Annotated in this window: 14 protein-coding genes; 4 read left to right on the forward strand and 10 right to left on the reverse strand. The window is 59.2% G+C overall.

The window, feature by feature from the left end:
* Nucleotides 1-60: 60 nt before the first annotated feature.
* The 6 genes from ruvC to GH769_RS19010 form a co-directional block, all read right to left on the reverse strand.
* Nucleotides 61-585 (reverse strand): crossover junction endodeoxyribonuclease RuvC, encoded by a 525-nt coding sequence (ruvC, locus tag GH769_RS18985; protein WP_019821257.1) that lies wholly within the window; start codon nucleotides 583-585, stop codon nucleotides 61-63.
* A 171-nt stretch (nucleotides 586-756) separates the two neighbouring features.
* Nucleotides 757-1,503 carry a YebC/PmpR family DNA-binding transcriptional regulator gene (locus GH769_RS18990; RefSeq protein WP_003193870.1) on the reverse strand — a complete coding sequence of 249 codons (747 nt, stop codon included), beginning with the start codon at nucleotides 1,501-1,503 and terminating at the stop codon, nucleotides 757-759.
* A gap of 135 nt (nucleotides 1,504-1,638) precedes the next feature.
* Nucleotides 1,639-3,414, reverse strand: a complete 1,776-nt coding sequence (aspS, locus tag GH769_RS18995; RefSeq protein ID WP_020302707.1) for an aspartate--tRNA ligase — start codon at nucleotides 3,412-3,414, stop codon at nucleotides 1,639-1,641.
* 108 nt (nucleotides 3,415-3,522) lie between these two features.
* Nucleotides 3,523-3,744 carry an FmdB family zinc ribbon protein gene (locus GH769_RS19000; RefSeq protein WP_003193872.1) on the reverse strand — a complete coding sequence of 74 codons (222 nt, stop codon included), beginning with the start codon at nucleotides 3,742-3,744 and terminating at the stop codon, nucleotides 3,523-3,525.
* A gap of 162 nt (nucleotides 3,745-3,906) precedes the next feature.
* A complete protein-coding gene (locus tag GH769_RS19005) occupies nucleotides 3,907-4,260 on the reverse strand; it encodes a ribbon-helix-helix domain-containing protein (RefSeq protein ID WP_019821251.1) in 354 nt (117 codons plus the stop codon).
* 181 nt (nucleotides 4,261-4,441) lie between these two features.
* Entirely contained in the window at nucleotides 4,442-4,915 is a 474-nt protein-coding gene (locus GH769_RS19010) for a Dps family protein (RefSeq protein ID WP_003193874.1), read from the reverse strand.
* 427 nt (nucleotides 4,916-5,342) lie between these two features.
* Between GH769_RS19010 and GH769_RS29300 the strand changes: the two genes are divergently transcribed.
* On the forward strand, nucleotides 5,343-5,945 hold the full coding sequence (locus GH769_RS29300) for a cold-shock protein (protein ID WP_003193875.1): 603 nt from the start codon (nucleotides 5,343-5,345) through the stop codon (nucleotides 5,943-5,945).
* A gap of 73 nt (nucleotides 5,946-6,018) precedes the next feature.
* Here the strand turns inward: GH769_RS29300 and GH769_RS19020 are convergent, their stop codons facing one another.
* The gene (locus tag GH769_RS19020) at nucleotides 6,019-6,225 is read right to left on the reverse strand and encodes a SlyX family protein (protein ID WP_005790924.1); all 207 of its coding nucleotides are present in this window, start codon (nucleotides 6,223-6,225) and stop codon (nucleotides 6,019-6,021) included.
* A gap of 3 nt (nucleotides 6,226-6,228) precedes the next feature.
* Complete coding sequence (locus GH769_RS19025; RefSeq protein ID WP_020302709.1) at nucleotides 6,229-6,654, reverse strand: HIT domain-containing protein; 426 nt, start codon at nucleotides 6,652-6,654, stop codon at nucleotides 6,229-6,231.
* A 740-nt stretch (nucleotides 6,655-7,394) separates the two neighbouring features.
* On the opposite strand from GH769_RS19025, the gene GH769_RS19030 reads away from it, so the two are divergent.
* Nucleotides 7,395-8,693 carry an OprD family porin gene (locus tag GH769_RS19030; protein ID WP_014719719.1) on the forward strand — a complete coding sequence of 433 codons (1,299 nt, stop codon included), beginning with the start codon at nucleotides 7,395-7,397 and terminating at the stop codon, nucleotides 8,691-8,693.
* A 183-nt stretch (nucleotides 8,694-8,876) separates the two neighbouring features.
* On the opposite strand, the gene GH769_RS19035 is transcribed toward GH769_RS19030, so the two are convergent.
* Together GH769_RS19035 and GH769_RS19040 are read right to left on the reverse strand one after the other, a co-directional pair.
* Nucleotides 8,877-9,719: a mechanosensitive ion channel family protein gene (locus GH769_RS19035; protein WP_014719720.1), complete on the reverse strand. Its 843-nt coding sequence runs from the start codon at nucleotides 9,717-9,719 to the stop codon at nucleotides 8,877-8,879.
* A gap of 136 nt (nucleotides 9,720-9,855) precedes the next feature.
* Nucleotides 9,856-10,341 (reverse strand): YajQ family cyclic di-GMP-binding protein, encoded by a 486-nt coding sequence (locus GH769_RS19040; protein WP_003193880.1) that lies wholly within the window; start codon nucleotides 10,339-10,341, stop codon nucleotides 9,856-9,858.
* Between the two features lie 123 nt (nucleotides 10,342-10,464).
* Here GH769_RS19040 and GH769_RS19045 point away from each other — a divergent pair, with 123 nt between their 5' ends.
* Nucleotides 10,465-11,382, forward strand: coding sequence for a putative 2-dehydropantoate 2-reductase (locus GH769_RS19045; protein WP_014719721.1), 918 nt, complete (start codon nucleotides 10,465-10,467; stop codon nucleotides 11,380-11,382).
* 46 nt (nucleotides 11,383-11,428) lie between these two features.
* A complete protein-coding gene (locus tag GH769_RS19050; protein ID WP_014719722.1) occupies nucleotides 11,429-13,465 on the forward strand; it encodes a PAS domain-containing sensor histidine kinase in 2,037 nt (678 codons plus the stop codon).

Genomic DNA, 13,465 nt, shown 5'->3' on the forward strand with positions numbered 1-13,465 from the left:
CTTAAAGCTGGGGGGTCAGATCGGAGCCTGACCGCAAAAATAACGATTGCGCTGATGCTATCAGAGACGCAGGCGCCCGCCACGACTACGTGCTGCGCCCAAGCCGTGAGGCAACAGGCTGGAGCGGGTATGGGCATGGCAAATGGCGATGGCCAGGGCATCCGAGGCGTCGATCTGTGGCTTTGACGTGAGCTTGAGCATGTGCATGACCATCATCTGCACCTGCTCCTTGTTGGCACCACCGGTACCGACCACGGCCTGCTTGACCTGGGTCGCGGTGTATTCAGCGATCTCCATGCCCTCCTCGGCACCCGCCACGATGGCGGCGCCACGGGCTTGGCCAAGCTTCAGCGCCGAGTCGGCATTCTTGGCCATGAACACTTTTTCGATGCCCATGGTGACCGGGCCGTAGGTCTGGATGACTTCACGAACGCCGCGATAGACGATCTGCAGCCGCTCGGCCAATTCCCCTGCGCCAGTGCGGATGCAGCCCGAGGCGACATACACACAGCCACGTGGGGTCTGCTGCACCACGCCAAATCCGGTGATGCGCGAACCGGGGTCGATACCTAGGATTAAAGTCATAACGCCTGCGGGTTGGATTTACAACGGCATGTGCCAGGCACACATTTATGTAACAGCATAGAACCCCTGTGGGAGCTGGCTTGCCTGCGATGCGGGCACCTCGGTGCTTCTGTCAAGTCGAGGTGATGCTATCGCAGGCAAGCCAGCTCCCACAGTGGATATTCATCGTTCTTAAGTGAGCTGCTCGGCCACAGACTCAGGGATGTCGGCATTCGAATACACGTTCTGCACGTCATCCAGGTCTTCAAGCATGTCCAGCAGCTTCAGCACCTTCTGCGCACCGTCCAGGTCCAGTTCGGCACTGGTGGTCGGCAGCATCACGATTTCTGCGTCGGTGCCGTTGAAACCAGCGGCTTCCAGGGCGTTGCGCACGGCGTAGAAGCTGGCGAACGAGGTAAACACGTCGATGGAGCCGTCTTCGTTGGTCACGACGTCATCGGCATCCGCTTCCATTGCGGCTTCCATCAGCGCGTCTTCATCGGTGCCCGGTGCGAAGGTGATCTGCCCCTTGCGCTCGAACAGGTAGGCCACCGAACCATCCGTGCCGAGGTTGCCGCCGCACTTGCTGAACGCATGACGTACGGCTGCCGCGGTACGGTTGCGGTTGTCGGTCATGCATTCGACCATCACCGCCACGCCGCCCGGGCCGTAGCCTTCATAGGTCAGCTCGACCATATCGTCGGTGTCGGCCGCACCAGCACCACGGGCCACGGCGCGGTCGATGATGTCGCGGCTCATGTTGGCGCCCAGCGCCTTGTCCAGCGCCAGGCGCAGACGCGGGTTAGAGCCCGGGTCACCGCCACCCTGGCGGGCCGCGACGGTCAGTTCGCGAATCCACTTGGTGAAGATTTTGCCTTTCTTGGCATCCTGACGCTCTTTGCGGTGCTTGATGTTCGCCCACTTGGAATGGCCAGCCATAACACAACTCCGAATTCTCTAGAAACCTTATCAATCTCGCCCCAGGCGAGATTTCCCTCTTTTAAACGCAAAGGCGCATCCGAAGATGCGCCTTTTTGACTGCGTACAACCTTATCGCGCTTTCACGCTGCAGCCTTACTCAGCCTTCGGCGTCTCGCGCAGGCGGATGTGCAGCTCGCGCAAGGCCTTGGCATCCACCACACCCGGCGCCTGGGTCATGACGTCCGCAGCGCTCTGGGTTTTCGGGAAGGCGATCACTTCACGGATCGACTGGGCGCCGGTCATCAGCATCACCAGACGGTCCAGGCCGAACGCCAGGCCACCGTGCGGCGGCGCGCCGTATTTCAGGGCGTCGAGCAGGAAGCCGAACTTCTCTTCCTGTTCCGCTTCGTTGATGCCCAGCAGGCGGAAGACCGCTTGCTGCATCTCTTTGCGGTGGATACGGATCGAACCGCCACCCAGTTCAGTACCGTTCAACACCATGTCGTAGGCACGGGACAGCGCGCCTGCAGGGTTGGCTTCCAGCTCTTGCGGGGAGCACTTCGGTGCGGTGAACGGGTGGTGCAAGGCGCTGAAGCTGCCGTCGTCGTTCTCTTCGAACATCGGGAAGTCCACAACCCACATCGGCGCCCACTCGCAGGTCAGCAGGTTCAGGTCGTGACCGAGCTTGATCCGCAGCGCGCCCAGGGCTTCGCTGACGATCTTGGCCTTGTCGGCGCCGAAGAACACGATGTCGCCGTCAACCGCACCGACGCGATCAAGGATCGTGTTCAGGTTGGCTTCAGGGATGTTTTTCACGATCGGCGATTGCAGGCCGTCGACGCCGTTGGCGCGCTCGTTGACCTTGATGTAAGCCAGGCCCTTGGCACCGTAGATGCCGACGAACTTGGTGTAATCGTCGATCTGCTTGCGCGGCATGCTCGCGCCGCCAGGCACGCGCAGGGCGGCGATGCGGCATTTAGGGTCGTTGGCCGGGCCGCTGAACACCTTGAAGTCGACGTCCTTGAGCTGGTCGGCCACGTCCACCAGTTCCAGCGGGTTACGCAGGTCTGGCTTGTCGGAACCGTAGCGGCGCATGGCTTCTTCGAAAGTCATGTGCGGGAATTCGCCGAACTCCAGGTCCAGCACTTCCTTGAACAGGTTGCGGATCATCTGCTCGGTCAGGCCCATGATCTCTGTTTCATCGAGGAAGCTGGTCTCGATGTCGATCTGGGTGAATTCCGGCTGGCGGTCAGCGCGCAGGTCTTCGTCACGGAAGCACTTGGCGATCTGGTAATAGCGGTCGAAACCGGCCACCATCAGCAGTTGCTTGAACAGCTGCGGCGATTGCGGCAAGGCGAAGAAGCTGCCGGCATGGGTACGGCTCGGTACCAGGTAGTCACGCGCGCCTTCCGGGGTGGCCCGGGTGAGGATCGGCGTTTCGACGTCCAGGAAGCCGTTTTCATCCAGGAAGCGGCGGATGCTGGTGGTCATGCGCGAACGCAGGCGCAGCTTCTCGGCCATTTCCGGACGACGCAAGTCCAGGAAGCGGTAGCGCAGGCGGGTTTCTTCGCCCACATCGGAGTATTCGTTGAGTGGGAACGGTGGGGTTTCCGACTCGTTCAGCACTTCCAGCTCATAGCCCAGTACTTCGATGCCGCCGGACGCCATGTTCTTGTTCACGGCACCGGCCGGACGCAGGCGTACCTTGCCGGTGATCTTGACGACGTATTCGCTGCGCACGCGGTCGGCGGCTGCAAAACTCTCGGCGCGGTCCGGGTCGAACACCACCTGGGCCAGACCATCACGGTCACGGATATCGAGGAAGATCACCCCGCCGTGGTCGCGGCGACGGTGAACCCATCCGCAAAGGGTGATTTCCTGACCTTCCAGGGTCTCGTTCAGTTGGCCGCAATAGTGGCTGCGCATCATGGTCGTGGTTTCACTTCTCGTAATTCGAAATTCGGTGGCAGGCCCGCCTCGTCACCGTACATTAAAGCAGGGGACGGATAATGCAGGAGCCTGCGCGTAGAGTTCAACTCAGTCTGCTTTGTCGCCGCCCGCCAGGTTCTTCTTGGCGCCGGTCTTGAAATCGGTCTCGTACCAGCCGCTGCCGCTCAGACGGAAGCCCGGCATGGACAACATCTTCTTCAACTCAGGTGCCTGGCAGGCAGGGCAATCGACCAGCGGCGCGGCGCTGATCTTCTGAATGGCTTCCAACTGATGACCACAGGAAGCGCATTGATAGTCGTACATGGGCATGGAGATGTCTCGGCGATCAGATCGTTACAGCGCCACGCCCTGCCCTGTGCTTAAAGCCCGGCATGCGCAGCAAAGCGCGGGATTATATCTGGTAAATCAACACAGCGCAGCCGGCTTTGTGCCCAGGGCCCGGCCCGCCGGGATGACGGACCGATCACCGGACTACTGCGCGAGCGTGTCCGCGGACGTGAGGGCGTCCCGGCCTTTGAGCACATGGACCACGCACACCACCCTCACCAGCCCACTGAAGTTCTTCACGCCTCCGTAACGCAAATGCACTTCCCGATCGACGTAGGACAACAATGCACTGACCGAACAGGTATTGAGCCTGGCGATTTCCGTCAGGATGTTCCAATAGATCTGTTCAAGCCGCAGGCAGGTAGAAAACCCATTGAGCCTGACCGACCGGGACAGCGGCTTGGCCAGCCCCATATCAAAACCCTTGGCAAAAGGGTCGACCTTTATCTTGTGAAAACCACAGGTTTCCATCACTCCCTTACCCACTCCACGTGACATACAGCTGACACTCCATTGCCAAACAACAGCCAACAGGTTTCTCCCATTGGACGATGGGCCTATAAAACAGCAGCCAGCACAGAGCAGCCAGAAGACGGGGAGTTGTTAGTCGTAGGACAACGCCAGGAAGCGCAGGGAAACCAGCAGGCGGCGCCCAAAAGGCGCCGCCAGGGTTCGACGATTACTGGTTTTCAAGCAGGGAGCGCAGCATCCACGCGGTTTTCTCGTGAACCTGCATACGCTGGGTCAAGAGGTCCGCCGTCGGCTCATCACTGACTTTGTCGAGCAATGGGAAGATGCCCCGCGCGGTACGCGTGACTGCTTCCTGGCCGGCGACCAACTGCTTGATCATCTCTTCGGCGCTCGGCACACCCTCTTCTTCCTTGATGGAAGACAGGCGGGCGTAAATCGAATAGGCACCCGGCGCCGGGAAGCCCAGGGCACGGATACGCTCAGCAATGGAGTCCACTGCCAGCGCCAGCTCGTTGTACTGCTCTTCGAACATCAGGTGCAGTGTACGAAACATGGGGCCTGTGACGTTCCAATGGAAATTGTGGGTCTTCAGATACAGAACATAGGTATCGGAGAGCAGGCGGGAAAGTCCGTCGACGATGGATTTACGGTCTTCTTCACTGATACCAATATCGATTGCCATGTGTTTCCCCTTCAATTGACGAGCATTCATTGATCAGGTGCAGCTCCACTCTAGCAAGAGAGTGCGCCACGTGCAGCCCGACACACTCGGACGGCATGCGGCAAATCGCCCCGCACCGCCTGCGAGATCTGAGTTGGCAAGCCTGTTTACCTGTAGGAAGGGTCTTGGCTGCCACTGAAAAAATCCCGCACCTGTCTAGGACAAGCGTTTGACGCAGAAATGCCGTGACCGTGGCAACACCCCGAAATGCTTGATTTGAGTAGGCACAGCCTTTGCTGTTAAATAGACGCGGTGTGGCTGCCGTTTATTCCTGCGGCACGTCACATAGGCTGATACCCGCGCACGTGCTCAACGCCTCCCATTGTTCAGAAGCGAACCGTGCCAGTCAGCTCTTCCTTGTGATCCGTCTTAACGTGAGTTAACCAAAATGTTGAAAATCGTCCACCTGCTAACGGGCGTTGCAGCGTTGCTGCTGTCCTTTATTCCGAGCCTGCAGCCTGAAAGCCTGCCCTATCTGGAACAACACGACGCCCTGTACCTGGCCTTGTTCGGCCTTCTTAACCTGACGCTCGCACCGGTAATCCCTTACTGGAACAAAGGCACGCGTCATCAACTGCAAAACCTGGTCAGTGCGCTGCTGGTGCTGACTGTTGTCGTACAAACCCTCACCCTCCTGGCGCCCATGCCTGAAGTTGGGGGCCATCCGGCCATCCTGCTCAGCCTGGTGATTGCTGTGGTCGCCATCGTTCTTCACCTGGCCATCAGCTTCTACCGCTCGTCTCCAGCGGCCGCGTCGCAAAACTATGACATGACCAACCGGGATACCGGGACCGTCAAGTGGTTCAACACCTCCAAGGGCTTCGGCTTCATTTCCCGCGACTCGGGCGACGATATCTTCGTCCACTTCCGAGCCATTCGTGGCGAAGGCCATCGCGTACTGGTCGAAGGCCAGCGCGTGGAATTCTCGGTGATGAACCGTGACAAGGGCCTGCAAGCCGAAGACGTCATCGCTGCCCTGCCGCGTCGCTGATTCCCCAGCTTTCGCAGCAAAAAAAACCGCGATCCAGCCTTGGCTGGGTCGCGGTTTTTTATTGCGTGCGCAGTCAATAGTGGGGCGGCGGCGCTTCTTCTTCGGATGACTCGAATTGCCCGCCCATTTCTTCCTGGCGCTTGAGCAGTGCAGTCATCTGCAATTGCAGGCGTTCGACGGCCCGCTGCTGGGTGACCAGAATGTCATTGAGGGTTTCAATGGTGTCGTCCTGGAAGGCCAGGCGGCTTTCCAGGTCGGTGACGCGTTCTTGCAGGTCCATGGTTCAGTCCTGGGTAAAGATGAAGTCGGCAGGCAATAGCTCACGCAATCGGCTGCGAATCGCGGCCACCTGCTCTTCGGTATAGGGCTGGGCCGGGTGCTTGCCCCACACGGGGGCTGGCCAGGCGGCGTCGTCGCGCTTGCGCACAATCACATGCACATGCAACTGGCTGACCACGTTACCCAACGCGCCGATGTTCATTTTGTCGGCCGCCAAGCCCTCGTTGAGCAACTGCGCCAAGGCTGTCGTTTCTTGCCACAAGGTTTGTTGATCGGCGACATCCAGTTGAAACACTTCGCTGATACCGTCGATGCGTGGCACCAGAATGAACCAGGGGTAATTGGCGTCATTGGACAGCAGCAGGCGACAGAGCGGGAAGTCCCCAATGGCCAAGGTATCTTGTTGCAGGCGTTGATCTAAGGCGAACACGTGGCACTCCGTTCGGCAGGTCGGTAACAGGTGCCCAGCATACCTTCGAATGCCCATGGCTTCACGGGCAATGCTGGCGGCCTTGAGGCAGCCGGGCAAAAAAATGCACCCTTTAGAGGCAGTAACTCAAGAGAGCAACGCTAGGCCGGGCCTCAACGGGATGCACCAAAATGACCCACCTGTGCCTCAAAGGGATCCGCCGATTACCCACTGATAAGGGTCAACCGGTAACGTTTTACCCCGGTACAGGATTCAGGTACCACCGAACCGGGGTAACACCCTGGCGTCAAGCCCAACCCAAATGGCGTAAAACCCCCGTGCTTATGCGGTTTTTACAGGTTCATCACACTTTTCACGAAAAAATGACATTCGGTCAGCGGTTTGAGCACGCTTGTTGCATTCACCCCCATATCGTCGGCAACGGCACCCGTTTGGACACAGGTGTTTCGCGATAAAAATAGTGGCGTTTCAATGTGTATCAGGGAAGTGTTCAAACTTTGAAAGAAGTCTGAAAACAGCATTGAAGTTGTCAGCCTGGATACATTTTGGGCTGTGAATTTGCGACATGGATCTAGCGATTTACGACAGCCTCGTAAAGAAGCTGAAAGGATAGTTGAGTAAGTATCGTCAATAGGGTCTGCGTGAGCTAACTTTGCGCCGACACAAAAAGAAAGAGCCGCCCAGATAAAAATACAGGTGGGACGGCAGTACTCTTCCTAAAACCAAAGGAGCAAATCACGATGCGCGTGATGAAGTGGAGCATGATCGCCCTGGCTGTTTCAGCAGGCACCTCGCAGTTCGCAATGGCGTCCGCCCAGGACGATTCCAAGGGCTTTGTTGAAGACAGCACGTTCAGCATCAATACTCGCGCGCTGTACTTCAGCCGTGACTTTCGAAATGAGCCAGGGGGCGGTTACAGCACCGTCAACGGCAAGCGTAAAAGCCGTGCTGAAGAAACCGGCCTGGGCTTCAATGCCCTCTACGAATCTGGCTTCACCCAGGGCACCATTGGTGTCGGTGTCGACGTGATCGGCCTGATGGGCGTCAAGCTCGACAGCGGCAAGGGCCGCGCCGGCACCGGCCTGTTCCCAACCGGTTCCGATGGTCGCTCGCAAGACGACTACTCCAAAGGCGGCGGCGCGGTGAAGTTCCGCATCTCCAACACAGTGCTGAAAATCGGTGACCAATACACCACAGCCCCAGTGTTTGCCTCCGACGACAGCCGCCTGCTGCCAGAGCTGCCGCAAGGTATCTCCATCACCAGCAACGAAATCAAGGGCCTGAAGCTTGAAGGCGGTCACTTCACTTCCAGCGTCGCGCAGAACCAGACCTACCACGACAGCCTGGGCCTGACCAAAACCGACTTTGTCGGCGGTGTGTATGCCTTCACTCCAGAAGTCACCGGCAGCCTGTACTACGCGAAAACCGAAGATTACTTCCGCAAGTACTACAGCAACCTGAACTGGACCCACGCCCTGAGCGATGATCAGTCGTTCGCCCTGGACTTCAACATCTACGACACCAAGAGCGACGGCGCCGGCCTGCAACGCGCAGAGAAAGATGGCGTGACCAAGCTCGACAACCGCGCCTTCAGCTTGCAGGGTGCGTACACCATCGGTGCTCACACCTTCACCCTGGCAGCCCAGAAAGTCACCGGTGACGGCGACTACGGTTACGGCGTAGACGGCGGCGGCACTGTGTTCCTGGCCAACTCCATCGCCCGTTCCGACTTCAACGCCGAAGGCGAAAAGTCCTACCAGGCGCGTTATGACATCAACATGGCGACCTTTGGCATTCCGGGCCTGAGCTTCATGACCCGTTACGTCACCGGTAGCGGCGCCAACACCGGCACCACCTCGAACGGCAAAGAGTGGGAACGCGACATCGAAGCCAAGTACGTGATCCAGAGCGGCCCGGCGAAAAACCTGAGCCTGCGCCTGCGTCAAGCGACTTACCGTTCCGGTGATGGCGTGTACTACGGTTCGCCGTCGATCGACGAGCTGCGTCTGATCGCCAACTACCCGCTGAACATCTTGTAATTGCCGGTTCAATTACAACGATGACTTGAGGCCTCGGCCTTAAACAAAAAGCCGCTCCTCTGTTTAAACAGGGAGCGGCTTTTTTATTGCAGTTTTACTTCAACCAACAAAACAACTAGCAAGCTAAGTAACTAGTTTTTTAAAAGCTGACCTTTCGGCCAACTTCGATAGCATCGCGCCAAGTTACTTCGGCGCACTTTCCTGCATCACCCGAATAACCCGTTGCGGAAACGGAATATCAATCCCGGCCGCTTTCAAACGGTCACGCGCCAGTTCATTGAGCATAAACATCACGTCCCAATAATCCGGAGTGTTGGTCCAGCAACGCAGGGAGACGGTGATGGAACTGTCGCCCAAGGTCGACACCACCGCCACGGCGGCAGGGTCCTTCAGTACACGCGGGTCTTCGGCCAGAGCCAGCAATACTTCACGGGCCTTTTGCAGGTCCGCCTCATAGTCCACACCCACGTCAAACACGACCTTGCGGGTCGGCTGGCGGTTGGTGTTGGTGATAAGGCCGTTGGACAGGCTGCCGTTGGGAATGATCACCGTCTTGTTGTCGCCGGTACGCAGCACCGTGTGGAAGATCTGGATGCTGTCGACGGTACCCGAGGTACCCTGGGCTTCGATCCAGTCACCGATACGGAACGGGCGGAACAACAGAATCAACACGCCGCCGGCAAAGTTCGCCAGGCTGCCTTGCAAGGCCAGGCCGATAGCCAGGGTAGCGGCACCGATCGCCGCAACGAACGAGGTGGTTGCCACACCGATCATCGAGGCCACGTTGACCACCAGCATGACTTTGAGCGCGATGTTCGCAAGGCTGGTGATGAAGTGTTGCAGTGCCAAGTCTGCGTTACGCATGGCCAGCAGACGGCCCACGCGGTGAGTCAAAACGTTGATCAGCCACCAGCCGATGGCCAGGGTGACCAACGCCAGCAATACGCGGCTGCCGTATTCCATGATCATGGGGAGCCAAGACTGGGAGGTCTTGATCAGGTGATCCATTTCAGCGTTCAAATCCATCTACTTTCTCCTGTTGTGCGGCGATAAGGCTGTATTGACTGCCTGAAAACGCAATTGAGCCCCGAAGGGCTCAATTGTAGGCACTGATGCTGGGGCGTGGGACGTCAAAAGTGCCCACAGGTTCCCCAAAGTGCCATCAGTCGCGGAAGTTATTGAACTGCAGCGGCATGTCGAAAGTCTTGGCGCGCAGAGCTGCGATAGCCTCTTGCAGGTCATCACGCTTCTTGCCGGTGACGCGAACCTGCTCGCCCTGGATGGCGGCCTGGACTTTGAGCTTGGCGTCCTTGATATGCGCCACGATCTTCTTGGCCAGCTCTTTGTCGATGCCTTCCTTGAGCACGGCTTCCTGCTTCATCAGCTTGCCGGAGGCGTAGGCATCTTTGACTTCCAGACATTGCACGTCGATCTTGCGCTTGACCAGGGCCAGCTTGAGGATCTCGATCATCGCTTCCAGCTGGAAATCGGCTTCAGCGGTCAGGTTGACGGTCAGTTCCTTTTCCTTGAATTCGAAGCTGCCCTTGCCTTTCAAGTCATAGCGACGGTCCAGTTCCTTGACGGCGTTCTCGACGGCGTTGGTGACTTCGTGTTTGTCCAGTTCAGATACCACGTCGAACGAAGGCATGTGATTTCTCCAATATAAGGGGCGGGCTCAGTAGAGATGGAGCGCGCCCGAGCTAAAATGCCGGGGCATTATAGCGGTTCTTTCGCGCCGTTCACCGCTGGCGACCTTATGGAGTACACACTGATGTCGACCCCCTGGCATATTCTTGGCGCTGGCAGCCTGGGCACCCTCTGGGCCACGCGGCTGGCACGCGCGGGGGTGCCCGTCAGGCTGATCCTGCGTAACCAGGCGCGCCTGGCCAGCTATCGCGCAGGCAAAGGGCTGACCCTGGTGGAGCACGGCGTGGAACAGACTTATCCGGTCATCGGCGAAACGCCTGATAGCTCGGAGCCGATTCGGCGTCTGCTGGTAGCGTGCAAAGCCTACGACGCTCAAAGCGCCATCGCACAGTTGCAGCATCGACTGGCGCCGGACGCCGAATTGATCCTGCTGCAAAACGGCCTCGGCAGCCAGGACGCCGTGGCTGCGCAATGGCCGTCGGCGCGCTGCATCTTTGCCTCCAGCACCGAGGGCGCATTTCGCGATGGCGATTGGCGGGTGGTATTTGCCGGCCATGGCTACACCTGGCTGGGGGACGCGAGCCATCCCACCCCGCCGCTGTGGCTGGATGATTTGCAAGCGGCAGGCATCCCCCATGAATGGGCCACCGATATCCTGACGCGCCTGTGGCGCAAGCTCGCGCTCAATTGCGCCATCAACCCACTGACCGTGTTGTACCACTGCCGCAACGGCGGTTTGAGCGCCCACCACTGCGAGGTCGCCACGCTCTGCGCCGAACTGGCCGAACTGCTGGAGCGCTGTGGCCAGCCAGCGGCTGCACAGGACTTGCACAGCGAAGTCGAGCGGGTGATCCAGGCCACCGCCGCCAATTATTCCTCCATGTACCAGGACGTCGCCAACGCCCGACGCACCGAGATCAGTTACCTGCTGGGCTACGCTTGCCAGGCCGCGGCCCGCCATCAGTTGGCAGCGCCGCACCTGCAACAGGTACACACGCGGTTGGTGGCGCATCTGCTTGCACGCGGATTGGCCAGCGACTGAGGCACGCGCTACCCTGCCTACCTGTCTATCACCTGGGAAAACTCTGATGCCACTGCGCCAGCGTCTTGAAAATCTACCAGTAGGACAAAAACTGCTGGCGGCCCTGCTGGTGCTTCTCACCACCGTATTGCTGGTGGCCAACCTGACGTTTATCAGCGCCGCCTACTGGATCTCCCAGGAAAGCATGGCCCCCCAGGCCTTGCAGGCTATTGGTCGACTGGTGTCCAACCCCTCGCTCGCCGCCGAGGCGCTTGAGTCCCCGACCAAGGCCGAGGCGCTGCTCAATGAATTGACCAGCTATTCACCGTTGCGCGCCGCCGCGCTGTACGACGGCGAAGGCAACCGCCTGGCGCAGATGCAGCACGGCGACCGCCTGCACCTGCCGGACCACTACCGGCATATCGAAGCGTGGCGCCTCACCGAATTTCGCAGCAACCAAATCATCACCCTGCCCCGTGGCACTCAGCCTTCGGGGCATTTGTTGCTGGTGGCCAGCAGTGAGCTGCCGGTGGCGTTCTATACCGGCACGCTGACCGCGAGCCTGGGCATCCTGATTTTCAGTGTGTTGCTGTGGCTGGTCATCGCCCGGCAGATCAAACGCCTGATCACACGACCGATTCATGAACTTGAAGAACTGTCCCGCCAGGTGACCCGCGAGGAGAACTACGCTTTACGCGCCGGGCGTGGCAACCGTGATGAAATCGGCAGCCTGGCCGAAGCGTTCAACACCATGTTGTCGCGCATCGAAGCTCGCGAGCAGCAGCTCAAACGCGCGCGCGACGACTCTCAGGCCGCGTATGACCAGGCCCAGGGTTTGGCCGAAGAAACCCGGCATACCAACCGCAAGCTGGAACTGGAAGTCCAGGTACGCAGCAAGATCGAGAAAAAGCTCACGGGCTTCCAGAACTACCTGAACAGCATCATTGACTCGATGCCCTCGGCGCTGATCGCCCTGGACGAACAACTCTATGTCACCCAGTGGAACCAGGAAGCTACCGCCCTCTCCGGTACGCGTCTGGACGAAGCCCTGAACCAGCCGGTGTTCCTGGCCTTCCAGCCGCTCAAGCCGTACCTGCCACAGATCAAGGCCACCGTGGAGCAGCACACAGTGGAGCGGATAGAACGGGTCACCTGGATCAAGGACGACGAGCCCAAGCATTATGCGCTGACGTTCTACCCGTTGATGGGCGGCGCCGGGCGCGGTGTGGTGATCCGAATCGACGACATCACCCAGCGCCTGTCCCTGGAAGAAATGATGGTGCAATCGGAAAAAATGCTCTCCGTGGGCGGCCTGGCCGCAGGTATGGCCCATGAGATCAACAACCCGTTGGGCGCGATCCTGCATAACGTGCAGAACATTCGGCGGCGCCTGTCCCCCGAGCTGCCCAAGAACCTTGAACTTGCCGAACAGGTGGGCATCGAGCTGGAGACGGTCAACCGATACCTGCAAGGCCGCGAAGTCCCGCAACTGCTCGACGGCATTCAGCAGGCCGGGGCGCGTGCCGCGAAAATCGTTACCCACATGCTCAGCTTCAGCCGCCGCAGCAATCGCCAGATGGCGCCCTGTGATTTGCCGGCGCTGATCGACCAGGCCGTGGAAATCGCCGGTAACGACTTTGACCTGACCATCGGTTTCGATTTCAAGGGCCAGGCGATCATCCGCCAGTTCGATCCGCAACTGGGCCCGGTGCCCGGCACCGCCAACGAGCTGGAGCAAGTGCTGCTCAATTTGCTGAAAAACGCTGCCCAGGCCATTCACCTGCGCGAGGACGACAGCGAGCCGGGGCGCATCATCCTGCGCACCCGCCTCAACCCGCCGTGGGCGGAAATCCAGGTGGAAGACAACGGCATCGGCATGAGCGAAAACGTGCGCAAACGCACGTTCGAACCGTTCTTTACCACCAAGGAAATCGGCCAAGGTACCGGGCTTGGGCTGTCAGTGTCGTATTTCATCATCACCAACAACCACAAGGGCCAGATGGAAGTGCATTCCACCCTGGGCCAGGGCACCTGCTTTACCTTGCGCCTGCCTTTGGCCGGCAGCCAATTGCCCCCCACTGAACTTACCCAACTGGAGCACTGA

The organism is Pseudomonas sp. CFSAN084952 (assembly GCF_009648855.1).
GTDB classification, from domain to species: domain Bacteria; phylum Pseudomonadota; class Gammaproteobacteria; order Pseudomonadales; family Pseudomonadaceae; genus Aquipseudomonas; species Aquipseudomonas paracarnis.

What these genes read in the sequence shown, in the direction of transcription:
- GH769_RS19035 (WP_014719720.1), bottom strand. Translation starts at nt 9,719, where the DNA reads ATGGATTTGAACGCTGAAATGGATCACCTGATCAAGACCTCCCAGTCT.
- GH769_RS19000 (WP_003193872.1), bottom strand. Translation starts at nt 3,744, where the DNA reads ATGCCCATGTACGACTATCAATGCGCTTCCTGTGGTCATCAGTTGGAA.
- GH769_RS18990 (WP_003193870.1), bottom strand. Translation starts at nt 1,503, where the DNA reads ATGGCTGGCCATTCCAAGTGGGCGAACATCAAGCACCGCAAAGAGCGT.
- GH769_RS19020 (WP_005790924.1), bottom strand. Translation starts at nt 6,225, where the DNA reads ATGGACCTGCAAGAACGCGTCACCGACCTGGAAAGCCGCCTGGCCTTC.
- GH769_RS19010 (WP_003193874.1), bottom strand. Translation starts at nt 4,915, where the DNA reads ATGGCAATCGATATTGGTATCAGTGAAGAAGACCGTAAATCCATCGTC.
- ruvC (WP_019821257.1), bottom strand. Translation starts at nt 585, where the DNA reads ATGACTTTAATCCTAGGTATCGACCCCGGTTCGCGCATCACCGGATTT.
- GH769_RS29300 (WP_003193875.1), top strand. Translation starts at nt 5,343, where the DNA reads ATGTTGAAAATCGTCCACCTGCTAACGGGCGTTGCAGCGTTGCTGCTG.
- GH769_RS19005 (WP_019821251.1), bottom strand. Translation starts at nt 4,260, where the DNA reads ATGTCACGTGGAGTGGGTAAGGGAGTGATGGAAACCTGTGGTTTTCAC.
- GH769_RS19045 (WP_014719721.1), top strand. Translation starts at nt 10,465, where the DNA reads ATGTCGACCCCCTGGCATATTCTTGGCGCTGGCAGCCTGGGCACCCTC.
- GH769_RS19030 (WP_014719719.1), top strand. Translation starts at nt 7,395, where the DNA reads ATGCGCGTGATGAAGTGGAGCATGATCGCCCTGGCTGTTTCAGCAGGC.
- aspS (WP_020302707.1), bottom strand. Translation starts at nt 3,414, where the DNA reads ATGATGCGCAGCCACTATTGCGGCCAACTGAACGAGACCCTGGAAGGT.
- GH769_RS19040 (WP_003193880.1), bottom strand. Translation starts at nt 10,341, where the DNA reads ATGCCTTCGTTCGACGTGGTATCTGAACTGGACAAACACGAAGTCACC.
- GH769_RS19050 (WP_014719722.1), top strand. Translation starts at nt 11,429, where the DNA reads ATGCCACTGCGCCAGCGTCTTGAAAATCTACCAGTAGGACAAAAACTG.